The sequence below is a fragment of the Thermomicrobium sp. CFH 73360 genome (assembly GCF_023806465.1).
GTDB lineage: Bacteria > Chloroflexota > Chloroflexia > Thermomicrobiales > Thermomicrobiaceae > Thermomicrobium.
In genome coordinates this window covers 734,845-757,718 of sequence record NZ_JAMSLS010000001.1, presented here as the reverse complement: position 1 = coordinate 757,718, position 22,874 = coordinate 734,845, and the positions used below count along the sequence as shown (strand labels likewise).

The 22,874-nt window shown below is 60.8% G+C and carries 17 protein-coding genes; 11 read left to right on the top strand and 6 right to left on the bottom strand.

Annotated features, from left to right (window positions below; translation table 11 throughout):
- Positions 1 to 7 precede the first annotated feature (7 nt).
- The 3 genes from NET03_RS13735 (at position 8) to NET03_RS03265 (ending at position 4,447) form a co-directional block, all read left to right on the top strand.
- Positions 8 to 1,612: an alpha-amylase family glycosyl hydrolase gene (locus NET03_RS13735; protein ID WP_252127454.1), complete on the top strand. Its 1,605-nt coding sequence runs from the start codon at positions 8 to 10 to the stop codon at positions 1,610 to 1,612.
- A 421-nt stretch (positions 1,613 to 2,033) separates the two neighbouring features.
- A complete protein-coding gene (locus NET03_RS03270) occupies positions 2,034 to 3,029 on the top strand; it encodes a PfkB family carbohydrate kinase (RefSeq protein WP_252127453.1) in 996 nt (331 codons plus the stop codon).
- Positions 3,030 to 3,040: 11 nt separating this feature from the next.
- Positions 3,041 to 4,447, top strand: coding sequence for a M20/M25/M40 family metallo-hydrolase (locus NET03_RS03265; RefSeq protein ID WP_252127452.1), 1,407 nt, complete (start codon positions 3,041 to 3,043; stop codon positions 4,445 to 4,447).
- A 357-nt stretch (positions 4,448 to 4,804) separates the two neighbouring features.
- Here NET03_RS03265 and NET03_RS03260 read toward each other — a convergent pair whose 3' ends face one another.
- A complete protein-coding gene (locus tag NET03_RS03260) occupies positions 4,805 to 6,400 on the bottom strand; it encodes an amidohydrolase (protein WP_252127451.1) in 1,596 nt (531 codons plus the stop codon).
- A gap of 454 nt (positions 6,401 to 6,854) precedes the next feature.
- On the opposite strand from NET03_RS03260, the gene NET03_RS03255 reads away from it, so the two are divergent.
- Together NET03_RS03255 and NET03_RS03250 are read left to right on the top strand one after the other, a co-directional pair.
- Positions 6,855 to 7,196 (top strand): ArsR/SmtB family transcription factor, encoded by a 342-nt coding sequence (locus NET03_RS03255; RefSeq protein WP_252127450.1) that lies wholly within the window; start codon positions 6,855 to 6,857, stop codon positions 7,194 to 7,196.
- 147 nt (positions 7,197 to 7,343) lie between these two features.
- The gene (locus tag NET03_RS03250; RefSeq protein WP_252127449.1) at positions 7,344 to 8,762 is read left to right on the top strand and encodes an FAD-dependent oxidoreductase; all 1,419 of its coding nucleotides are present in this window, start codon (positions 7,344 to 7,346) and stop codon (positions 8,760 to 8,762) included.
- Positions 8,763 to 8,862: 100 nt separating this feature from the next.
- On the opposite strand, the gene NET03_RS03245 is transcribed toward NET03_RS03250, so the two are convergent.
- Positions 8,863 to 9,723 carry a cytochrome c oxidase assembly protein gene (locus NET03_RS03245; RefSeq protein WP_252127448.1) on the bottom strand — a complete coding sequence of 287 codons (861 nt, stop codon included), beginning with the start codon at positions 9,721 to 9,723 and terminating at the stop codon, positions 8,863 to 8,865.
- A gap of 882 nt (positions 9,724 to 10,605) precedes the next feature.
- Between NET03_RS03245 and NET03_RS03240 the strand changes: the two genes are divergently transcribed.
- Complete coding sequence (locus NET03_RS03240) at positions 10,606 to 12,624, top strand: APC family permease (protein WP_252127447.1); 2,019 nt, start codon at positions 10,606 to 10,608, stop codon at positions 12,622 to 12,624.
- Here the strand turns inward: NET03_RS03240 and NET03_RS03235 are convergent.
- Both NET03_RS03235 and NET03_RS03230 read right to left on the bottom strand, forming a co-directional pair.
- Positions 12,593 to 13,501 carry a universal stress protein gene (locus NET03_RS03235; RefSeq protein WP_252127446.1) on the bottom strand — a complete coding sequence of 303 codons (909 nt, stop codon included), beginning with the start codon at positions 13,499 to 13,501 and terminating at the stop codon, positions 12,593 to 12,595. The two genes, NET03_RS03240 and NET03_RS03235, sit on opposite strands and share 32 nt — an antisense overlap.
- Before the next feature lie 51 nt (positions 13,502 to 13,552).
- Complete coding sequence (locus NET03_RS03230; RefSeq protein WP_252127445.1) at positions 13,553 to 14,512, bottom strand: TerC family protein; 960 nt, start codon at positions 14,510 to 14,512, stop codon at positions 13,553 to 13,555.
- 449 nt (positions 14,513 to 14,961) lie between these two features.
- Here NET03_RS03230 and NET03_RS03225 point away from each other — a divergent pair, with 449 nt between their 5' ends.
- Genes NET03_RS03225 through NET03_RS03215 form a run of 3 tightly spaced genes read left to right on the top strand, consistent with a single transcriptional unit; the run spans position 14,962 to position 17,669 of the window.
- Positions 14,962 to 15,165 carry a hypothetical protein gene (locus NET03_RS03225; RefSeq protein WP_252127444.1) on the top strand — a complete coding sequence of 68 codons (204 nt, stop codon included), beginning with the start codon at positions 14,962 to 14,964 and terminating at the stop codon, positions 15,163 to 15,165.
- Complete coding sequence (locus tag NET03_RS03220) at positions 15,162 to 16,568, top strand: amidase (RefSeq protein ID WP_252127443.1); 1,407 nt, start codon at positions 15,162 to 15,164, stop codon at positions 16,566 to 16,568. The genes NET03_RS03225 and NET03_RS03220 overlap by 4 nt, the downstream gene beginning before the upstream one ends.
- A gap of 9 nt (positions 16,569 to 16,577) precedes the next feature.
- Positions 16,578 to 17,669 (top strand): LLM class flavin-dependent oxidoreductase, encoded by a 1,092-nt coding sequence (locus NET03_RS03215; RefSeq protein WP_252127442.1) that lies wholly within the window; start codon positions 16,578 to 16,580, stop codon positions 17,667 to 17,669.
- On the opposite strand, the gene NET03_RS03210 is transcribed toward NET03_RS03215, so the two are convergent.
- Positions 17,641 to 18,822, bottom strand: a complete 1,182-nt coding sequence (locus NET03_RS03210) for a glycosyltransferase family 4 protein (RefSeq protein ID WP_252127441.1) — start codon at positions 18,820 to 18,822, stop codon at positions 17,641 to 17,643. The genes NET03_RS03215 and NET03_RS03210 overlap by 29 nt on opposite strands.
- 728 nt (positions 18,823 to 19,550) lie before the next feature.
- On the opposite strand from NET03_RS03210, the gene NET03_RS03205 reads away from it, so the two are divergent.
- The gene (locus NET03_RS03205) at positions 19,551 to 20,789 is read left to right on the top strand and encodes a threonine synthase (protein ID WP_252127440.1); all 1,239 of its coding nucleotides are present in this window, start codon (positions 19,551 to 19,553) and stop codon (positions 20,787 to 20,789) included.
- 35 nt (positions 20,790 to 20,824) lie between these two features.
- Here NET03_RS03205 and mutM read toward each other — a convergent pair whose 3' ends face one another.
- Positions 20,825 to 21,718 (bottom strand): bifunctional DNA-formamidopyrimidine glycosylase/DNA-(apurinic or apyrimidinic site) lyase, encoded by an 894-nt coding sequence (mutM, locus tag NET03_RS03200; protein WP_252127439.1) that lies wholly within the window; start codon positions 21,716 to 21,718, stop codon positions 20,825 to 20,827.
- A 29-nt stretch (positions 21,719 to 21,747) separates the two neighbouring features.
- Between mutM and NET03_RS03195 the strand changes: the two genes are divergently transcribed.
- Positions 21,748 to 22,095: a histidine triad nucleotide-binding protein gene (locus tag NET03_RS03195; protein WP_252127438.1), complete on the top strand. Its 348-nt coding sequence runs from the start codon at positions 21,748 to 21,750 to the stop codon at positions 22,093 to 22,095.
- Positions 22,096 to 22,874 lie beyond the last annotated feature (779 nt).

Genomic DNA, 22,874 nt, shown 5'->3' with positions numbered 1-22,874 from the left:
GGCTCCTGTGGAGGAAGAGCGCCGCTGGCACTGGTGGCAGCGTGCAGTCATCTATCACATCTACCCCCGCTCGTTTGCGGACAGTAACGGTGACGGCGTCGGCGACCTTGAGGGGATTCGCCGGAAGCTCGACTACCTGACCTGGCTTGGCATTGACGCCATCTGGCTTTCTCCCATCTTCCGCTCGCCGATGGCTGACTTTGGCTACGACATCAGCGACTATCTCGACGTCGATCCAACGTTCGGGACGTTCGAGGATCTTGAGCGGCTAATCGCGGATGCCCATGCACGGGGACTCAAAGTGATCCTCGACTTCGTTCCCAACCATACCTCCGACCAGCACCCCTGGTTCCTTGAGTCGCGCAGTCGCCGTGATCATCCGCGTCGTCGCTGGTATATCTGGGCTGATCCTGCTCCCGATGGTGGCCCGCCGAACAACTGGCGGAGTATCTTTGGCGGCTCGGCATGGGAGTTTGATGCCGCGACTGGGCAGTACTATCTCCACACCTTTCTCAAGGAACAACCCGATTTGAACTGGAGAAATCCGGAAGTTCAAGCAGCGATGCTCGATGTCCTTCGCTTTTGGTTCACACGGGGAGTTGATGGTTTTCGCCTCGATGCTATCTGGTTCCTGATCAAAGACGAGGAGCTGCGTGACAATCCGGTGAACCCAGAGTACACGCCGGATCAGCCATCGTATCGTGAGCTCCTTCCGGTTTACACGAGCGATCGTCCCGAGATCCACGAGATTCTTTTTCGCATGCGTCAAGTCGCCAATGCCTTTGGTGAGCGTGTCCTCATCGGCGAGATCTACTTGCCCGTCGGACGACTCGTCACGTATTACGGCTGCCCGCATCGTCGCGAGCTCCATTTGCCGTTCAACTTTGCACTGCTGCTCGTGCCCTGGGAAGCTCGCCGTGTTGGCGCCGCGATCGATACGTACGAGGCGCTCCTCAGCCCTGATGATTGGCCCAACTGGGTTCTGAGTAATCATGACCGGCCACGTGTTGCAACACGTGTCGGCGAGGCGCAAGCACGTGTTGCTGCCATGCTGCTCTTCACCCTGCGTGGGACACCGACGATCTACTACGGCGATGAACTGGGGCTTTCCGATGTCCCTATCCCCCCTGAACGGCGTCGTGATCCGCTTGAGCAGACAATTGGCCCCGGAGCGGGTCGCGATTCCTGCCGAACACCGATGCCATGGGATGATAGCTCTGGTGCCGGATTCACCACGGGTGAGCCTTGGCTGCCTCTGAACCCGGATTACGCGACGCGCAACGTTGCCGTGCAGCGTAAGGACCCGCGTTCCATGCTGTCGCTGTACCGGGAGCTCTTGATCCTGCGACGGGCCGAGCCGGTGCTCGTCGTTGGCCGCTATCGACCCGTCCCGGCTCCGGATGACCTACTCGCCTTTCTCCGCGAGGCTGCTGGTCGACGTTTGCTCGTTGTGCTCAATTTCGGTGGACACGAACGGACATTCACGACAAGCCGCTTTACCCTGCGCGGTCAGGTGCTCCTCTCCACCTCTCTCGATCGTGCGGGTGAGATCATCGAGAGCGGTCTCGTCCTCCGACCAAACGAAGGCTGTATCGTCGCGCTACGAGAGTAGCCGCTCTCCAATTGAAGATGTCTCGAGTGTACGGCCTCTAGCGCCTGTCAACCCGGTTCACCATGCAGTACACGAACGCGAAGAGCTGGCGGTTGCCTGACCGCTCCAGTCACCTGTCCCGATCGATATGGTCGTCACCACGGCATCTGCATCTCTCCTCGGACGCGCCTGAGGAGAGATAAGGAGTGTACCCGACCATCGATCGGTCAATGACACGCTACCGTGTTCTCTGGCAGAGAGCGGGGACGCAGAGGATAACCTCACAAGCGCGGTCTGAGTTCTCCGTTTTTACCCGTGCTCGATGACTCGAACGGTGCCTGAGCATGGCTGACAGACGTTCCCAGACGGCTTGACGTCTCTCGGCCAAGATCGCATGATCGGCCGTGCTGGCGACCATGACCGAAGGAGGTCGTCAGGTCACATGTTTGATGTCGTGAGCTGCGGAGAACTCCTGATCGACTTCGTTGCACTCCGGCGAGGTGTGCGCTTGGCTGACGCGCCAGCGTTTCGCCGCGCTGCTGGCGGCGCGCCGGCTAATGTTGCGGTCGGAGTTGCTCGACTCGGTCACCGGGCAGCATTCCTTGGTCAGGTGGGTGACGATGACTTTGGCCACTACTTAGCGGAAACACTTCGACGTGCCGGTATCGATGTGCGCGGTCTGCGGTTCACCGCTGCTGCCCGTACGGCACTCGCGTTTGTCAGTCTACGGGCTGACGGTGAACGCGACTTTCTCTTTTATCGCCATCCCAGCGCTGACATGCTCTGGGGCCCCGAGGACGTCGATCGCGAGGTGGTCCGTGCAACTCGCATCTTCCACTTCGGCTCCATCTCACTCATTGGTGAGCCGGTTCGCTCGGCGACGCTGACCGCGCTGGCCGAGGCTCGTGCGCACGGTGCACTCATCTCTTATGATCCCAACCTGCGCCTCGCGCTGTGGCCCTCGGCAGAAGCAGCGCGTGAAGGGATGCTGCTTGGCTGGCGCGAAGCGGATCTCGTCAAGCTGAGTGAAGAGGAGCTTGTCTTTCTGACTGGATCAACCGAATTGGCCGCAGTGCGTCAGCTGTGGCACAAGCGTCTCCGCATCGTGGTGGTGACGCGGGGAGCAGCTGGGTGTACGTATGTTCTGCCGGAGGGACAAGGGACCATACCCGGATTCTCGGTGCGGGTGGTCGATACGACCGGTGCCGGTGACGGCTTTGTCGCCGGTCTCCTCGTGGGCTTGCTCGAGCAGAAAGGAGATTGGTCACGAGAGGCGATCGAGCGGGCATTGCGGCTGGCCAATGCCGTCGGTGCACTCGTCTGTACCCGTCGTGGTGCAATTCCCGCCTTACCGACGCGTTCCCGCGTGATGCGCTTCTTCCGTGAGGCAAGTCATGCAGCATTGGCTAATGGAAAGCAAGTTGTGGGCGAGACCTGAAGGGAAGGACAATGGAGCGAGAGCGTTTGCGAGAACTTGATCGCGTTGTGCTGGGTGAGATTTGGACGTCGGATGAAGCCTGGCGCAATCTCGTCTACCTCTGTGACGACCTTGGCCATCGCTTCGCGGGCTCGGAGCAGGAGTGGCAAGCAGCCGAATTCCTGGCCGAACGCCTCCGTGCGTATGGACTCGAGAACGTCCGACTCGAGGAGTTTCCGATGGTGACTTGGGAACGGGGACCCTGCCAGCTCTGGGTGATCGAGCCCTTGGAGCGGGAGCTCCCATCCCTTGCAATGCCCTATTGTCCCAGTGCACATCTCGAGGCTGAAGTGGTCGACGTGGGAGAGGGGGAACTGCCGGACTTCGACCGGCTCGCGAGCGAGATTCCGGGCAAGATCGTCCTGACCGATGCCGAAACGAACCGCCCTGGCGAGCGCAAGAGCCACCGGACCGACAAGTACAACTGGGCCGTGCAACGCGGTGCCGTTGCTGTGCTTTTTGTCAATCAGAATCCAGGGCAACTGCATATCACGGGCTCGCTTACCGGCCGGAATCCGAACGGGACGAGTGCTTTGGACCGTGAAGCGCCCATACCTGGTCTCGGGCTGAGCTATGAGACCGGGATGTTTCTTCGCCGACTTGCTAAGCGCGGAGCACTACGCGTCCGCATTGCGACCGAGAACCGAACGCGCGAGGCACGTTCGGCGAACGTCATCGGTGAGCTTCCCGGTCGGACTCATCCTGAGGAGCTCGTGCTTGTTGGTGGGCATTATGACGGCCACGACATCGCCCAAGGTGCGAGCGACGATGGTGCCGGGACGGTGGTTGGGCTGGAGGTCGGCCGGGCCCTCAGCCGCTTGCGAGGGCAGCTTGCGCGGACCGTCCGCGTCATCTGTTTCGGCGCCGAGGAACTCGGGCTCCTTGGGGCCTATTACCACGCTGCGCGCGCGGCCGCACATGACGAGCGCATTCGATTCGTCCTCAACCTCGACGGCGCGGGACGCGGCAGCGGCGGGCAGGAACAACTTGTCCTCTCTGGTTTACCGGAACTCGTCCCCTACTTCCAGGCAATTAGCCGAGAGCTTCCCTACGACTTCACGATCCGAGACGAGCTCAACGCACACTCCGATCACTTCCCGTTTGCCCTCCGCGGTATCCCCAACGCGACACTGAGCAGCCGCGATGCGACGAGTGGCATGGTTGGGCGTGGCTGGGGACATACCGAGGCGGACACGCTCGACAAGGTCACGCTGCGCAGTATCCAACTCGCAGCGGCGCTCGCTGCGCGCTTCGTCATCCGCCTGAGTGAGGATGAGGCGTTCCCGGGACGGCAGCGCACGCCTGAGGAGGTGCGGCAGCAATTAGTGGAGGCGGGGTTGCTTGAGCGTGTCCGAGCAAGCGAAGGGAACGTGATCTGACGAACGCTCCTGGTGTCTTACCAGGAGCCAGAAAGGAAATATTGCGCACCGGCGGGAGAGCAGGGGATACAGAAGCACAGTCGCCGACGCTGGCTTGCCTTGGAGCCGTTTATTCGGCCGGAGGGTTCTTTCCGAGAACCTTCCCACATCCAGCCTGCTACCAGGCCTGTTTCGGCATGCATGGGCGTGCTCGTCTCTAACAATCCCCTGCGCCGGTTCTCTGTGCAGGGCTGGTGTGTTGGAACCCACAGATCTTCCAGCCGGCGAACTGAAGCCAGTCATCAGAGGAGGGATGGTCAGTCTCTGGACGGCGTCTGCGGGGCGCTCCGTAGCATCACCCGTATGGCCTCGCCGCACCTACGCCTCATAAACCGTCTGGCCGCCAATGACTGTGCGCAGCACTCGGATCTGCGTGAGTTCCTCCGGATTGACGCGACGCGGATCATGCTCCAAGACGCCAAAATCGGCCAGCATGCCGGGGCGGAGCATCCCCTTGTATCGTTCCTCGAAGGTGGCGAATGCCCCATTCACGGTGTAGAGCGGTAGGGCTTCTTCAACCTGAATCGCCTCCTCCAGCGCATAGGAGCGGCCGCTCGCCGTGCGCTCCAAGACGGCAGCTTGGATACAGCGGAGCGGTTCGTAAGACGAGACCGGGCAGTCCGTTGAGAAAATGAGCCGGATGCCGGCATCGAGAAGGCTTCGGAATGGATACGTGAGTTGAATTCGCTCCAGACCAAGGTGGCGGATAAAGCCATCACCGTATTCAGCGATGAAGATTGGCTGGCTGACGACGAGCACCCCGAGTCGGGCAATGCGCTCAATCAGGTCGGGGCGTAATACTCCGCAGTGTTCAATACGATGACGATGGTCTGCTCGCGGGAGCCGAGTGAGTGCACGCTCGTAGGCATCCAGCACCATCTCGATCGCTCGATCACCAATCGCGTGTGTTGCCACTTGGAAGCCAGCACTATGGGCTTGCCAGACCAACTCGTCCAGTTCTTCTTGGGTCCAGATCGTCATCCCGTAGTTGTCTGGTCGTGGATCGTCGAGGAAGGGACGGCTCACTGCTGCGGTGCGTCCAATGAGGCTACCGTCGGCAAAGAGCTTCACTGGGCCGAGGCGGAGTCGATTGTCGCCAAATCCCTGCTTGACTCCCAGCCCAAGCAGATGGGGGAGAAGTTGATGACGAATCATCATCGACGTGCGCAGCTTCAACACACCGCGCTCGACTGCTCGCTGGTAGGCCTCGACTTGCAGTGGATGGTCCGAGCCAGCGTCCTGGCTTGAGGTAATACCAGCCGCAATATATGCATCGTTGCAGCGACGAAGTGCTTCAATCATCTCCTCAAGTGTTGGAGCTGGGATTACCCGTTCGACCAGTTCCATGGCGTTTTCCTGGAGCAACCCAGTCGGCTCGCCTGACTCGTCTCGCACAATGTGCCCACCAGAAGGGTCGGGCGTCTCCCGGGTGACGCCAGCGAGCTGAAGCGCGAGAGAATTTGCGACGAGCATATGACCGGAGCTATGGACAAGGACGAGCGGATGACGCGTGCTCACCTGGTCAAGGTCCCAACGGGTGGGATGACGATGCTCGGCAAGCACGTTATCGTCATACCCACGGCCACGGATCCAACTCCCTGGCGGTGTCTGGCTTGCTCGCTCGGCAAAGCGGGCCACGATGTCAGTGATGGAGCGGACATGGGGGTGACGACAGTTGACTTGCCCCAGAACCAGGCCAAAGTTGATCATGTGATTGTGTGCTTCATTGAATCCGGGAAGGCAAGTAGCCCCGGCGAGATCAAGTCGTCGGGCGCCACGGGGCAGGGCTGCTTCCACCTCGGCCATTGAGCCAACAGCGACAATGCGCTCGCCGATGACCCCAAATGCCTCAACTTCTGGTTTTGTCGGATCCATCGTCAAGATCGTGCCGTTCACGACCGCATAGGCATCCATTGCCGTTCTCCTTCTCGGGAGAGGCCTCCTGTCGGTTCCGCCTCGGCAAGATAACGGGAAATCTCAACTCTTGCAAGAGGTGACAGAGAGATTGCTGCGGCGCCTGTTGAGCAGTGCGCTGTGGCTCTTCTGAGAGCGAGAGTTGGATCGACCTGCAGGTGTCGCTGGCGTCCAGAGTTCGAACACAATCGCTGTAAGTGCGTTTTCGGGAGACAATCGAGCTTCAGAAGTTCCGTGGGAGAGTGGCATCCTCCCTCGTCATTTCTGTTCGTTCGCGTTGTGGACTGAGATGCTCACTCGGTAGGAGAGCGGCGTCCTTCCTCGTCATTTGTGTGCCTCCTTAGCGCTTGCTCGAGCCGCCTTCTAGTGCTGATGCAAGACACCAGCACTGCTCAGCAGGAAATGCATTGACGATCGTCGATGAAGATGGTATGGTGGCTCCAAGGAGGACAAGGTGGCACAGCGATCCTGTTGCTCGAGCAACTGCGAAATGCCCTCCTTGGACACGGGACGAACGCGCCGGCTCGCCGCACTCGCTCGGGCACTTGCTGACGAGACGCGCTTGACGTTACTGGCACTGCTTGCTCAGCAGAAGGAACCGCTTTGTGTCTGTCACCTCGTGGAGCGCGTGCCGGTCGGTCAGCCCACCGTTTCGCACCATCTGCGCATCCTGCGCCAGGCTCATCTTGTCACGGTCGAGCGCCGTGGTACCTGGGCCTACTACCAAGTTACGCCGCTTGCGCGTGCCGCATTGGCAGCACTCGAGCAGGTTCTGACTGAACAGGTCGCGACTTGAGCGTGGAGCCGGGTGCATGAGGGAGATATGGTGTCGCGCCTGAATCGATAGTCATCGATATAGGGCGGTCTGCATTGGAGTGTGGTTCGTTGAGCGGAGCGGCGCTGAGTGGATGGTACGCGGAAGAAACATGACAGGAGCACAGGAATGTCGTCAGTGCGGGATCTTCCTGTCGTTGTGATCGGTGCCGGGCCGATCGGGCTTGTCGCGGCTGCCCATTTGTCCCAGCGGGGCCTGCCGTTCTTGGTACTGGAGGCTGGTCCCACCGTCGGGACGGCGATCTGGCGCTGGGCGCATGTCCGGATGTTTTCTCCCTGGCGCTTCAACCTGGATCCGCTTGCGGCACAACTGCTCGCTGCCAACGGCTGGCATACCCCTGCCTCGGAGGCTTACCCGACCGGCGGCGAGCTCGTCGCACGCTGGCTCGAACCACTCGCTGTCCACCCAGCAATCCATCCCTTCCTCCGTGTGGGGCATCGTGTCATCGCTGTCGCCCGACTCGGCCGCGAGAAGCTGGCGGGGTATGATCGGGGCGGGCGTCCATTCGTGGTCCGCGTGGCGACACCGAACGGTGAGGAGGAAATCCTCGCCCGCGCAGTGATTGATGCCTCTGGCGCTGTTCCGAATCCGCTGGGTGCGTGTGGTCTTCCTGCACTCGGCGAAGCGGTTCTGGCCGATTGTATTGCCTACAGCATGCCAGATGTGCTCGGCCGCGACCGGGCAGCATACGCCGGAAGGCGGACGCTCGTGGTTGGGGCTGGGCATTCCGCTTTTGGTGTCCTTCTTGACCTCGTCGAGTTGGCAGCGCAGGAGCCTGATACCCGGATCCATTGGGCGATTCGGCGTCGCTCGCTCACGGGGCGACTCGGCAGTCCGAGCGATGAACTTCCCGAGCGTGGCCGGCTTGGTCTCCGTGTCGCGGAGGCTGTGGGTCAAGGCCTTGTGACCCTGCACACCGGAGTTCTTGTGGATCGAGTCGAACGGAGCTCGCAGGGTATCGTGATCCATAGCGGCGAGCGGGTCCTACCCCCAGTTGATCGGATTGTCTGTGCAACCGGGTATCGGCCGGACCTCACGCCGCTCCGTGAGCTTCGGCTGGCGCTCGATCCGGCCGTTGAGGCGCCGGTAGCCCTCGCGCCCCTGATCGATCCGAACGTTCATAGTTGTGGGACTGTCCCTCCACACGGAGTCCGGGAGCTTGCGCACCCTCAAGAACCGGGTTTCTTTCTTGTAGGCCTGAAAAGCTATGGGCGCGCGCCAACGTTTTTGCTTCGGACGGGTTACGAGCAGGTCCGTTCGGTGGTCGCAGCGCTGGCTGGCGATTGGGAGGCTGCGCATCGCGTCCAACTTGAACTCCCGGCGACCGGCGTCTGCAACGGTGCAGATGTCGCGGCATGCTGCGAGTCTGGAGAAGCGAATCAACACACCGGAACGATGTCGCCTGGATTGGAACCGGTGCGTAACGCGGATGCTCTCCCTCTTGCGCTGGAACACAGCAGGAGAGAAGGAGCTCCTTCGACGAGTTCCCGCGTGTCCCGACCCGGATCCTGCTGTGGTTCTCCCTGATGCCAAGTTGTGGGAACTCGCTCGAAGACGGTTCCTCTCCGTGGGGAACAGTGGCTGCGTGGTCTCGAACAGCTGGTGGTATACGGTGCGACTGCACTTCTCACACGGGCTCACTGGCCATACGGCGGCCTTCCTCGTGGAGGAGCCAGCGAGCAAGGAGGATAAGAATGATCACGATGTACAGTGTGCCGCCGCCGATCCACATGAGAAGGCCAGCGACCTGCTGGTCGACCATTGGCGTGAAGCCCCAAGGCATTGCTGCGTAGCGATACGGGGAGTAGATCACATCGTCAGCAAGAGTGATGATGGCACCGAGCACCGTGCTGACGACCGCCGTGATGAAAACCATCAAACTGGCCCAGAGTCCGTTCATCCGATGGTGTCGCGGAACCGGATCAATAATTGGCCACCAGAACAAGAGTGCAGTACCGAAGAAACTCAAGTGCTGGAGGTCATGTATTGGCTGACGGAGGACAGCCTGTTCGTAGAGCACCGGGAAGTGCCAGACGACGAGCGCGATGCTTGCCAGGGCTGTTGCGACAAGTGGGGCTGTCAAGATGCTCAAGATGCGGCGTGACCAGACCGGTCGGAGCAAAAGACGTGTCACGGTGCCTGCACGGTGTGGTGGCAACGCGCGGAGGATGACCTGCACCGGGCGCCCCAGGAGCAGTAAGGGGGCTGTGATCTGGATGAGAACGAGGTGCTGGGCCATGTGCATCGTGAGGAGTTCATCGTTCCAGGTATCGAGTGGACCGGCCAGGGCAATGAGCGCCGTGAACATACCGACATAGAACGCTGCCGGCCAGCTCGATGGAACTGACCGACCGATCTGGCGCAACCGCCAAAGGGCGAGGCTATAGAGAAGGGTGGGCAAAATGACGAGGGCGAGTGCTGGTGGATAGAGGGTAATACCCAACACACTTGGGCAGGTTGGACAGCTATGGAGTACTGGTATGAGCATTGCGCCACCTCGTGCGCCGTCCCGTTTAACTCGGCATAAGGGTACCACTCGGCCGAGTCCGTATCTGTCCCATCGGAGCCGTGAACGTATTGCCACGTTTGTCTGTGGCGTGTGTTCGTGGTAACGCGCTAAGGAATCCCCCTTGTGACGAGGAAAGGAGCAGAAATTTCACCCTCCCAGCTGGTAGAGCATTGCTCCGGGGTCGGGCAGATGATAGAGGAGGCATCCGTGGTGTTGCGGCACACCAGCTCGAACGAGAGCACGATGCAAGGAGGCTCTGTCAACGGACTTCTATAGCTATGGATCCAAATCTGCGAAAAAGAAGCTCGTCAGTCGTACTCGTCGGAGGGTACTTCTCCGTATGGGCAGAATTCGCTCCTACCAGCACTTGCAGTTTGATTGCCGGATGTGACCAACAGCCTCTGGTATCCACCAGGTACCTCCTGTGGGCTGCTGGACGTGCTGACGGTCGCGTGACGTCAGCAGTTTGGTCAGAGGCGAGTTCGGGGTGTCCCTGATACTGAGATGGCGGGCGGAGGGGAAGCTATTGTCCGGTTCGCATGTCTTGACGGGTTGTGCAGCGCTGCGAGCACGATGAGTGTCATGAAAATCATGCACGGTGGTGTGCGCAACACCGGGAGATCCCTGTCGAGTTCCAGGAGCTGAGTCAGCTGACGCAGGTGCGTGGGGTGTTCCTGCAGGAGCTTTGGCGCGCGTGACCGTGGGCGAGGAGAGGGTGACAGTCTGGTCGCAAGACTCCACCGGCAGGAGCGGGCCGGGGTGTGCTCATCCGGTCATTCCCCTCCCTTGGGACCTGTGCCGGGCGTATACTCCTGCACCGGCACGGAGCAGGGCGGTTGCCCTCGCTCCGGCAGGTGGGAGATGGAAAGCGGCGAACCGAGCTCGCCGATTCGCAACGGGACGAAGATCCCGGGCACGCACCCGGGAGACCGGTACATTCGTCATGTCGCTTCAGGTGATCTTCCCATTCGGGAGATCGCTCCTGGCCGGTTCGTCGCGGAACCAGCTGAGCCGGTCAGTATTTTCGGTAAGGCATGGTTCCGCCTTCGCCGGGCCATTATTGGGCGGCCCTTACATACCGCAGAAGCACCGCACCAGCGAATCGGAAAGGTCAAGGCGCTCGCGGTCTTCTCGTCGGATGCACTCTCCTCGACGGCGTACGGTCCCGAGGAGATTCTGCGGATTCTGATTCTTGCGGGTAGTGCCGCCTACGCCTACACATTGCCGATCTGGTTGGCGATTGTCCTCCTGATCATGATCGTCGTGTTCTCTTACCGTCAGACGATCCGGGCCTATCCGCACGGTGGTGGGACGTATATCGTCTCGCGCGAAAATCTTGGGGTCGGTGCGGGACTGGTTGCGGCTGCTGCGCTGCTGAGCGATTACATCCTGACTGTCGCCGTTAGCATTTCTGCAGGAGTTGCGGCGATAACTTCCGCGCTGCCCAGCCTTTTTCCGGTTCGCGTTGAACTGGCAGTTGCGGCGATCCTTTTCCTCACCATTGCCAATCTGCGTGGCATTCGGGAGAGTGCGACTATTTTCACCGTCCCGACCTATGCCTACATTGTGTGTCTCGGCCTCCTCATTGTGCTCGGGGTTGCGTCGCTCGCCGGTATCGGGCCGGAAGCACATCCGGTTCGTTACGAGCCACCTCCGCCAAGCAGCCCGTTGACGCTCTTTCTCGTGCTCCGCGCTTTCGCGGCCGGAAGTACGACGCTCACCGGGATTGAGGCGATCTCGAACGGGCTGCCAGCGTTCAAAGATCCGCAACCGGAGAATGCACGAACGACGCTCCTGGCAATGGGGCTTTTGCTTGTTGGGCTCTTCAGCGGCGTGACACTCTTGAGCTATCACTCTCATCTGATGCCGAGTGACCGGGAGACAATTGTCTCGCAGTTGGCACGGACCTTGGTGGATGATTCTCCGTTCTACTACGTGATCCAGGCTGCGACCGCATTGATCCTCTTCCTCGCAGCCAATACGGCGTTCGCAGATTTCCCACGTCTCGCGTATTTCCTCGCGCGTGACCGTTACCTACCACGACAGTTCCGCTTTCAGGGTGAGCGATTGGCCTTCTCGACAGGGATCGTAACGTTAGGCCTCGTGTCCTGTCTCCTGGTCATTCTACGGCGTGCCGACGTCTCGGCACTGATTCCTCTCTATGCGGTCGGGGTCTTTACTGCGTTCACGCTCTCCCAGAGTGGAATGGTGGTGCACTGGTGGCGCAAAGCACGTGGCGACTTGCGGCGACTGCAGTGGCACAGCTTGCTGATGAATGGGTTGGGAGCCATTACGACTGGGATCGTGACCGCCGTGATCCTCGTGACGAAGTTCATCCACGGGGCTTGGATAGTTGTGGTTGTGATGCCACTGCTGATTGCCATGATGGTGGGAACCCACCGGCATTATGTGTCAGTTGCCGAGCAGCTTCGGGTGAGCCCAGAGGAAGCTCGGCGGCGGCTCCGAATAGTGCCACGACGCATCGTCGCAATTGTGCCGGTGTTCTCGCTCAACCGCGCGTCACTGCTCGCCCTGAACTATGCGCGAGCTGTGGCTGACGACGTAACAGCCGTGCATGTTGCCACTGAGCCGGAATCGGGTGAACTACTTCAAGAGCGCTGGCGTGAGACTGGCCTCACGATTCCTCTTGTGATTGTGGATTCCCCGTATCGCGAACTCCTTGGCCCTTTGGTTGCCGTCATCGAGAAGCTTCACCGTGAGAAGGGTGCCCCACTCATTACGGTCGTCATCCCAGAGTTTGTGACGGCGCACTGGTGGGAGCGTCTGCTGCACACCCAAACCGCCTGGCGATTACGACGCGCTCTTGCCGATATTCCAGACATTGTCATCACGACCGTTCCGTACCATCTCCAGGAGTAAGTGGTGCTGGCCGCCGTACCAGGACTGGCACGGGTGCCTGGGCGAGCACCTGTTCGGCGGTTGAGCCCATCACCACGTCACGCAGCCCGCTCCACCCGTGAGTGACCATGACGATGAGATCTGCTGCCCGCTCGCGCGCGACCTCGACGATCACCTGGGCAGGCCGTCCATCGGCGACCAGCCACTCAACACGATAACCCCGCGCACCGAGGCGTTCGGCAAGTTGACGAAGATAGGTGGATGGATCATCGCCAGCGATGTCCGCTTCGATACGGCGGGGACGCCCTTCGCGGACATGGAGGAGCACAACTTCCCAGCTCTTGAGCCCGAGGAGCGGCAGAAGATCCAGTGCTCCTTCCGCTAGTCGCGAACCGTCGAGTGGGACGAGTGCCCGGTCGAGAACAAGCTTCGTCTCGTCTGGTGGCGGCACGTGTGCAGGAACAACAAAGACAGGAGTGACCCCGCTCGCGATGACCTGTGCGGTGACTGAACCGAGTACCACACGGCGCCATCCGGCACGGGCATGCGCTGCCATGACAACAAGCGGATCAACGGTCTCTTCAGCCAGGCGTGTGAGGACGAGTGCTGGATCTCCCTCTTCGATGACGATGCGGGTGCGAGCCTCCTGAGGGAACGTGCGAGCGACTTCTTCCAGGTAGGCACGGCACTCTGCGCGCCAGTCTTCGAGCAGGGTTCGCAGCAGTTCTTGCTCTTTCACCGAACGAAGCCCAACTGGAACGTCGAGAACAGCTACGAAGACGACTGGAGCTGCAAGGCGCCGCGCCAGGGCGCGTGCCCAGGGCAAGACACGCTCACTCACCCCGTGGGGATGTGGCTTGGTGCGGTCATATTCCAGCGGAACGATGAGTGTGGGCACAGTTTTCTCCCTCCCCTGGCTTCACAAGTAGGCCTGTCACTGCGTGGTCCACTACTCATTGGCTTGCGTCACTTCGGCATGGTGGCGAACCAGCCGTCGCTCGGCGAGAAGCAAGGAGACGACTATGCTGATTGCCAGTGTCACGATCACGATACCCAGCGAAACGGCTGTCGGGATCTTGTAGAAATCCTGAACGAGCATCTTCACACCAATGTAGCTCAAGATGAAAGCGAGGCCATAGCGCAAGTAGGCCAAGCGCCGGACGAGTCCAGCGAGGAGAAAGTACATGGAGCGGAGGCCAAGGATAGCGAAGACGTTCGATGAGAAAACGATGAATGGATCGCGCGTCACAGCGAAAATGGCTGGAATCGAGTCAATGGCGAACATCAGGTCAGTCAGTTCCACTAAGACGAGGACAACAATCAGCGGCGTTGCGTAGCGTTTACCGTCGATGCGGACAAAGAACCGTTGCTCATAGTATCGTGGGACGATCGGTGCGAAGCGCGAGACGATACGAATAGCGATATTGTTCTCCACATCTACCTGGCGTTCTTCACGTTCCAAAAGCATGCGTAGACCAGTAAAGACGAGGAAGGCGCCGAACAAGTAGAGGATCCAGTGAAAGCGCGCGATGAGCCAAGCACCACCAAGAATCATTGCACCGCGCATGATCAGTGCGCCGAGGATTCCATAATAGAGTACCCGATGTTGGTACTGTGCAGGAACTACAAATGCGGTAAAGATGAGAACGAACACAAACATGTTATCGGCGGAAAGGGAAAGTTCTATCAAGTATCCGGTGAAATACTGCAGTCCAGCCTCATGTCCCTCGAAATACCAAAGGAACACGCCGAATAACAGTGAGAGCGAGACCCAGAAGGAGACCCAGAGGCCTGCCTCCTTCATTTCAACGACGTGAGCTTTGCGGTGGAAGACCCCGAGGTCAAGCGCAAGCAGAGCGAGGATGAGTCCAATGAACGCAAACCAGCCCCAAAGCGGCACCTCGACCATTGTGACCCCTTACCTCCTTGAGGCCCTCTGACCCTCCCCAGAGATGAGCGGAGAGGCGAGCCAGACGGATCCAATCATCCGTCGTGGTCTCGCCTCTCCGCCTCGCCTAGCCGAGGGGTTAACCCTGTGTTGACGACCAGGCGCACCAGCACTTCCCGCTGGGAGGCTACTCCCCACGCGGGCAGGAGTGTATCGCATCGTGACCCCTCACACAAGTTCTTGCCGATCTCAGGATCTATGTTGGACTCCTCTGACTCCGAGCGTCCGAATTGTGGTGCGACCAGCTTTTATTCCTCAGCTCGGGGAGATGCCGCTTCCTATCGCTTCAGCTGGTCTCGGGTGCGGTGTCCTGTCGGGCCGTCTCGGATGCGGTTGGCGATCGGAAAACCGTCGTCGAATTCTCCTATCGCCTTTTTCGTGGTAGAGTCCACTGGGGACAAAGTCGAGCAATGTCGGACGAACTCGATGTCGAAGTTGAGCAGCGGCTCACATTTGTTCTGGCGCGTTTGCCGGGCTGGTTCGACGAAGACGAGCTGGCGCGTCTCCGCGCGCAGATTCGGGAGCTCGTAGAAGCGAGCCGAAAACTCGGTACGTTCCCGCTCACGAACGCCGACGAACCTGACTTTCTCGTTCAAATGGGAACAAGGCAATGACTCAGGACGATTTTGCTCATTGTTCTCTCCGCGAGTTAGCAGTGTTGCTTCGCCGTCGGGAGACGAGTCCGGTCGAACTCGCTGAGCTTGTACTCCGACGGCTCGAGCGGATTGGCAAATGGCTGAACGCTGTCGTCACGCTGACTGCGGAGCGCGCCTTGGACGAGGCCCGTCGTGCGGAAGCGGAACTGGTGGCGGGTATCGACCGTGGCCCGCTCCATGGAATTCCATATGGTGCCAAAGATCTTCTCGCTGCCGCTGGGTACCCGACGACCTGGGGGGCTGTGTCTCTCCGCCAGCAGCACTTCCCAGAGGACGCGACGGCGATTGCTCGCTTGCGCGAGGCCGGTGCGGTCCTTGTGGCCAAGCTCGCGACAGTCGAACTGGCCGGAGGGATGGGGTACGAGCAACCGCATGCGTCCTTCACTGGGCCGGGGATCAATCCCTGGAATGTCGATGCATGGAGCGGGGGCTCTTCGACTGGTCCAGCAGCAGCGGTCGCAGCAGACTTCGTTCCCTTCGCGCTTGGTACCGAGACTTGGGGGTCAATTATCGTTCCTGCCAGCTATTGCGGCGTGACCGGGCTGCGCCCGACCTCTGGTCGGGTGAGTCGCTTCGGCGCGATGACTTTAAGCTGGACGCTGGACAAGATTGGCCCGCTTGCACGGAGTGCAGAGGATTGTGCGCTTGTGCTTGCCGCTGTCGCTGGTCCTGATCCCCGCGATCCAGCGACCATTCCGCACCCATGGTCTGAGGCACTCGTGTCCGGGCAGAAGCAAATCTTCCGAATCGGCGTCCTCGAAACGGGTCTGGAGTTCGCTCAGCCAGAAGTGGTGGCGAATTTCCGCGCGGCGCTAGTGCTCTTGAGCGAGTTTGCAACGCTCGAACCAATTGTCCTCCCTGACCGCCCATACGGCGAGGTCATCCGTATTGTGCTCAGCGCCGAGGCCGCAAGTGCTTTCGAGGAACTCGTGGCGAGCGGCGCAACGCGCACCCTGACAGCACCTGAGGATCGAGTCGGTGGCATCGCTGGCCTCACGATTCCCGCGGTCGACTACCTTCGCGCCCAGCGAATCCGCCGCCAGTTGCGGGAGGAACTCACGTCGCTGCTTGCCCCGTACGATGCGATCGTAGCTCCGAGCACGCTAGTTGTTGCAAGTCCGCTGACAAGTCGCTTTGACGACTATGCGGGACCGGCGCGGCGTACTCCCCTGAGCGCGGCGAGTAATCTCGCAGGATTCCCAGCGATCAGCGTGCCCAACGGGTTTGGTGAGCGCGGCCTGCCAACCGGGCTACAGTTCGTGGGGCGGGCTGGTGACGAGAGCACCTTGCTTGCTCTCGCTCGCTCCTACCAAGCACGCACCGACTGGCATTGCCGTCGGCCACCGCTTGCCTTTGCCTGAGGGACTCCCGTGGAGCTCTGTCTTGATCTTTCACACTATCGCTGGGCTCGTACACCTGATCCGCGCACAGCAGTTGCGTGGACGCTCGAGACGATCCTGGCCGCTGATCGTGGTGGCTTCCACTCGGTCTGGCTCAGTGAGGATCCGGACGGCTGGGATGCAATTGCCGTTGCAGCCGCGGCTGCGCCGCGCACCGATCGGATCCGCCTCGGAACCGGTGTCACGAGCCCGTTCCTGCGTCATCCGGTGCAGATAGCCATGGCGCTTGCCACGCTCGATCGCCTCACTGGTGGTCGGGCTTTCCTTGGTCTCGGCCGTGGACAGCCAGAGTTCTATCGCTTCGGCCTTGGGATGGAAACCAGGGATCCGCTCGTCGCACTTACTGAGACGATCCAACTGCTTCGCCAATGGTGGCAGCCGCCATACCGTGCCTCGTTGGACGGGCAGCATTTTCGGATTCGAGATTGGCCGCTGAGCATCGCGCCGCTGCAGCAGCGGGTTCCGATCTATCTGGCGGCGCTGGGGCCGCGAGCGCGCGAGCTCGCAGCGCGGTTGGCCGATGGCATCCTGATTGCTGATTTTGCCAGCGAACTCTTCCTCTCGCAGATTCTTCCCGAGCTCCGTGCAGCTGTCGCCGCGGCGGGACGCGATCCCAGCGCCTTCCCTATCTTTCTGCGGGGCAACCTCGTCCTGACAGACGATCCTGAGCCAGAACTGGAGGAGCGCAAAGTCCCCTTTGCCTTACTCTGCACGCTTCCAGGAATGGCTCAGCAGGTCGTTGTCCCGGGCTTCGACACGGAGCGCCTCATTCGTGATCTCCGCCGGCTCCTCGGTACGGAAGATCTCCTGCGTGCCGGACGTCCCTGGCACGATATCCGGAGACGCGTTGATCCAACAGTGATCCGTCAACTCGTCCCGACAGAACTCCTCGCCCAGCTGTGCTTGATCGGGTCAGCAAAAGAACTCCGAGCGCGACTGGCGCGTCTTGCCGCGCTCGGAGTGACACACGTCTTCGCCCGCGCGTTGCCTCAACCGGATCCCGAGGGCTACCGGCAGCTTGTCGTGGAGCTCGTCAGTGCTCTCGCGGAGCCGGAGTCGTGAATTTACCGCTGGCAGTTCGCCCAATCTCACTACCAACAGGTGGGAGCCTCCGCACGTCATCAATCGTCACCGAGGTGAAATAGCCGTCTGCACTGACAACGAGTGGCGTCGCCTGCTCGAGCAAGAGCTGGTGATAGATCGCCTCATAGGCATCGGTCATGGCCGCGCTCGAGAAGTGCTGCTCGGCATGCCATCGGCAGGCTGCACGATCGAGCTGTTCAATGCGATGCACTGCCTGGACCATCTCGTCGAACGTCCGGCTCCGGCAAACGAAGCCCGTCACGCCATCGAGAACAATTTCGTTCACTGCTCCACCGGGGAAGGCAATGACCGGCGTTCCGCAGGCCATCGACTCGATGAGCACCAGGCCGAATGGCTCTGGCCAATCGATCGGGAATAGAAGCGCGAGTGCTCCACCAAGAAGTTCAGCTTTCTGGCGGTCGTCGACTTCACCGAGATACTCAACACCTGGCGTTCCGAGCAGCGGCAGGAAGTGCTCTTCCGCCCAGTCGCGGTCAGCTGGATCGATCTTTGCGCCGATCTTGAGCGGGAGTCCAGCGCGACGTGCAACTTCGATCGCCCAGTCTGGTCGCTTTTCGGGGGAGATACGGCCGACAAAGGCAAGATACGGTGGATCGTCTGGCTTGGGGCGGAAGGGAAAGCGTTCCAAACAGACACCGTTGTAGACAGTACCGACCCAGCGCAAGGGCAAATCGGCGACCGGCGCTCGTTGGCTCCAGCTAATACTGATCAACCGCTGGTCGGTGAAGCGAGAGAGCACTCGGCGTGTCTCGGGCAGATCGAGTCGACCGTGGAGGGTTGTCACCGTCGGTGTCGTCACTCCACGGGCGAAAGGAAATGTCAGGTAGTCGACATGGGAGTGGATAATATCGAACTCATCGGCCTGGGCATAAACCTCCTCAAGCATCGCGACGTGCAAGGCAATCGGGTCCTTGAGACCGAGGAGTCGCAACCCCCCTTCGGCCATGGGCACTAAGCGTGCGCTCGTCTGCGAGTCAGCGGTCGCAAAGAGCGTCACGTCGTGCCCACGGCGCACAAGTTCCTCGACGAGCGCAGAGACCACTCGCTCCGTCCCCCCGTACAGCTTGGGGGGCACCGCTTCGATGAGCGGTGCGATCTGCGCGATCCGCATGGCACCACCTCCCGTCCCTCACCTGTCCTTTGGACGCTCGGGATGCCGGCGACGGCTCGCGCCGGCCTGCGAAGTCTGCCAACCAACGGAACATAACGCATTGAGTGGCCTCGTGTCAAGGTATGCAGACGAGGCGACGCTATGTCTGGCGGTTCAGGGGTTTGAACCGCCGGGGGAGAAAAGCGACAAGATCGAAGCGGGATAAGAGATCGTCATCAGTGGCTCGTTGCAGGTTCTCTGGGATCCTGGCTGCGGGACAACCTCTGTTCGGCAGTGAGGCTGTGGACTTGATTTCATCACCGTGCGTCACAGCGTGGTCTGTCGTGAGAGATCCATCTGGGAGTGTGGCCCTTTGATGAGAAAACCGGTAAGGGACAACAAAAGTCTTCCGGTCGTGTTGCCAGGGTCGTCGAGGGTCGCATGCTCAAGGACAATCGCAGGCTCGTTGTCTCCTGCGACTACCATCCTTACACCATGACCCAGACACAGGATCACCAGCGGGACGGAAAGTCTACTCGCCTCTACGCCGAGAACCGCTCGTGCGTTGCCGACTGCGCCTCACCGGACCAGACTCCGAGGGCAAGACCGCATTTGACAAATGGCGAACGCTGACGAAGCGGGCTGTTTGTCCTGACCAACGGCAGGGCAAGGATACAGCTTTGCGACCTGTGGATGGTCGCGTCCCTCCTCCCGAAGGTGGGATACAATGCGCCGGGGAACGGGTTGTCGTGGAGAGTGCCCTGACACACCTCAGCTGTACGGCCTGTGGAACGGAACTTGCTGCCGACGAGCTCCACGGTACGTGCCCGTGCTGTGGCGGTGTGCTTGCAGCGCACTACGATCTTGAGCGTGCACGCCGAACGTTCCATCCTGCTCGGCTAAGCGAGCGTCCATGGAACCTGTGGCGCTACGCGGAGTTACTACCAGTGCGTGATCCGCGCTTTCGCCTGACATTGGGCGAAGGCGGCACTCCACTACTTGCGGCGCAGCGCCTCGCGCATAATCTCGGCATCCGGCAGCTTTGGCTCAAGGATGAGAGTCGCAACCCGACCGGTAGCTTCAAGGCGCGCGGCTTAGCAGTTGCTGTGAGTCGTGCAGTGGAGCTGGGTGCGCAGGCAGTTGCGTTGCCCTCGGCGGGGAATGCTGCTGCGGCGCTGAGCGCTTATGCTGCGCGAGCGGGTATCCCGGCCTACGTCTTCATCCCGGTCGACACACCACGGACGATCCTCGCTGAGTGCCTGGCGTACGGTGCCCACGTCTATCGGGTGCGCGGTCTCATCACCGACTGTGGGCGGCTCGTCCGGCGCCTTGCTGGCGAGCGTGGTTGGGTCGATCTCTCGACGCTCCGTGAGCCGTATCGGGCTGAGGGAAAGAAGACGATGGGGATAGAGCTGGTTGAGCAACTCGGTTGGCGGATTCCTGACGTGATCATCTATCCCACCGGGGGTGGTACCGGCATCGTGGGAATGTGGAAAGCGTTCAGCGAACTCGAGGTGCTCGGCCTCCTCGGCCCAGAACGGCCGCGCCTGGTGCTGGTGCAGCCCGAAGGGTGCGCACCGCTTGTCCGTGCGTTCCATGAAGGGGTATCGACCGCTGCACGATGGGAGCATGCCACGACAGTCGCTCCAGGGCTGCGTGTTCCAATGACGATCGGAGACCGCTTGGTGCTCGATGCGGTTCGGCGGAGTGGCGGCACTGCTGTCACTGTAAGTGATGCGGCGTTGCTCGAAGGAATGCGGCTCCTCGCTCGTACCGAAGGTATCCTTGTGTCCCCCGAAGCCGGTGCGACGCTTGCGGCGCTGCTCACGCTTCGCGACAGCGGCTGGCTCACTCCTGCAGACGAAGTCGCGCTTTTCCTCACTGGCAGTGGTCTCAAGCATCCTGAGCTTCTCCCGGATGGCGATAACTGTCCAGTACTCGACCCGGATGCACAGGAGTTCACGACCCTGAACGAAGAGCGGCGTTGACATCTGTTGCCTTGCCGTCGGCTGTTTCAGTGACCTTACGAGCTCGAACAAGGGGTGTTGCAGACAAGTGGCTGACACCGTGGGCAAGCGGTGCTGCTACGGCCGGCGACGCGCACCCGCTCAAGCGGTGTTCCGCATTTCGGGCAAGGAGTGCCTGGCCGCTGACCATAGATCTGCAGCTGGAATTGGTAGCGGCCCGTGCGACCGTGCGGATCGCGGTAATCACGGATGGTTGTCCCCTGACTCTCAATGGCCGCGGTGAGCACGCTCCGCACGGCGGTCAAGAGCCGCTCCACTTCGGACAGTGTGAGTGTGTCACAGCGGCGCAGTGGATGAATGCCGGCCTGGAATAATGCCTCGTCAGCGTAAATGTTGCCGATACCAGCAATCAGTGCTTGGTGAAGCAAGGCTGCTTTCACGCTCGTGTGACGATGGACGAGCCGCTGCCAGAGTGTGAGCGCGTCCAGTTCTGGGTCGAGTGGTTCGGGCCCGAGCCGCTGCGAGAGTGCTGCCCAGTCCTCTGGTGCAAGGAGTCCTATGCGGCCGAAACGGCGGATATCGCGATAGCGGAGCACAAAGCGACGACGTGGGTCGATGAACGTCACCGGAAGCGGGTACGGAGAGCGGAGTACCAGTCCAAGGTGACAGTGTCGGGGTGGCGGAACATCGGGTCGACTGAGGCGGAGTTCCCCCGTCATTCCAAGGTGGATGAGTAATCGGCCTTCATCGCTCAACCGGAACGCGAGATACTTCCCCCGTCGCTCGAGCGCAACAATCTGCCGGCCACGCACGCGACGTGCGAACATGGACCACGGATCGAGCAGAATATCCTCGGGACGCTCGCCGCGCAGCGCGGCCAGAACGGTTGCGCCGATGAGCAGCGGGGCGAGTGTCCGGCGAATTGTTTCGACTTCTGGCAGTTCTGGCACGTCGGCCTCACCGGATGAGGAGGGATGGGATGACCGATTTCTGCATCTTTTGTGAGATTGTCGCTGGTCGCCAGTCAGCGCGAAAAGTCTATCAAGATGACACCGTGACGGTCTTCTGGGACATCCATCCGCAAGCGCGCGTCCACTTGCTGGTCGTTCCGAATCAACACATTCGTTCACTTGCTGAGGCAGAATCGGCCGATCCTGTTCTCCTCGGTCGGTGTCTTCAAGTCGCTGCACGGGTGGCGCGGGAACAGGGGCTTGCCGAGCGTGGCTACCGGCTCGTCACCAACGTCGGACCCGACGCGGGGCAGAGCGTGTTCCATCTGCACTTCCACTTGCTCGGGGGTAATCCACTCCGCCTGCCGCTGGGCTGAGCAGGCTTGCTGTCCCGTGGGGTTCGCGTCGGAGCTGTGCAAGCATCCAGGGTCAGTGTTGAGGACGTCGAACCACTTCTGAGAGGTGGCATAGTCTGCTCTTTTCAGAGAGTGATGCGTGCACCGATTGTCGATGCTTTGTCGTGCGGACCGTTCAGCGGTGCCGGTCTGTGCCCGATTCAACGGGGTAGCCGCTCATGCAGCGTTGGCCCAGGCAGCGCGCACCGCTGCGAGAAGTTTCACCACCACAGCGGCGGTCAGGTGACACATCTGGCGACGCAACGGAGCGCTACTGCATTTCCAGCCACCTGAGGCGTGTTGGCATGGTCTGTAGGACTCAGAGGGCGCTGCGGGTGACCAGCGTGAAGAAGGGTTCCCAGTCAGGACACCGTGTTGCGCCAGGGGGCATCTGTACTGGTCCACGCGGGCTGAGCGTGGCATGTCTCCACAGAAGGCGAAAGTGGAGCAGAGTTGGGTAGAGAACCAACGCGCCACTTGTGGTTCGTGGGCGTTTGCCTCTGCGAACCGGTCTATCACCGACGTCAGGCAGCTCGGGGACGGGTTGCCACGCCCCCGTTTTCTTGTCCCTTCTCCCCACTGAAAGACGTTCTTCTCAGCGTACGTCGTAGGTCCAAGTGCAAGAAGTCGCCTCCTTGGTGAGCGGAACTGGGTGGGTGAGGTACCACTTGCTCGCCGTGTCTCGTCTCTGTGATGCGGTGGCTCGGGGCTTGGTGACGTGGCTGATGGGCGCATCCCGTTTGGGACGATTCCTGCATTGC

Excerpts from the sequence above, each read along its gene's own strand:
- NET03_RS03270 (WP_252127453.1), top strand. The coding sequence starts at position 2,034 with ATGTTTGATGTCGTGAGCTGCGGAGAACTCCTGATCGACTTCGTTGCA.
- NET03_RS03265 (WP_252127452.1), top strand. The coding sequence starts at position 3,041 with ATGGAGCGAGAGCGTTTGCGAGAACTTGATCGCGTTGTGCTGGGTGAG.
- NET03_RS03260 (WP_252127451.1), bottom strand. The coding sequence starts at position 6,400 with ATGGATGCCTATGCGGTCGTGAACGGCACGATCTTGACGATGGATCCG.
- NET03_RS03250 (WP_252127449.1), top strand. The coding sequence starts at position 7,344 with ATGTCGTCAGTGCGGGATCTTCCTGTCGTTGTGATCGGTGCCGGGCCG.
- NET03_RS03245 (WP_252127448.1), bottom strand. The coding sequence starts at position 9,723 with ATGCTCATACCAGTACTCCATAGCTGTCCAACCTGCCCAAGTGTGTTG.
- NET03_RS03240 (WP_252127447.1), top strand. The coding sequence starts at position 10,606 with ATGGAAAGCGGCGAACCGAGCTCGCCGATTCGCAACGGGACGAAGATC.
- NET03_RS03230 (WP_252127445.1), bottom strand. The coding sequence starts at position 14,512 with ATGGTCGAGGTGCCGCTTTGGGGCTGGTTTGCGTTCATTGGACTCATC.
- NET03_RS03225 (WP_252127444.1), top strand. The coding sequence starts at position 14,962 with ATGTCGGACGAACTCGATGTCGAAGTTGAGCAGCGGCTCACATTTGTT.
- NET03_RS03220 (WP_252127443.1), top strand. The coding sequence starts at position 15,162 with ATGACTCAGGACGATTTTGCTCATTGTTCTCTCCGCGAGTTAGCAGTG.
- NET03_RS03210 (WP_252127441.1), bottom strand. The coding sequence starts at position 18,822 with ATGCGGATCGCGCAGATCGCACCGCTCATCGAAGCGGTGCCCCCCAAG.
- NET03_RS03195 (WP_252127438.1), top strand. The coding sequence starts at position 21,748 with ATGACCGATTTCTGCATCTTTTGTGAGATTGTCGCTGGTCGCCAGTCA.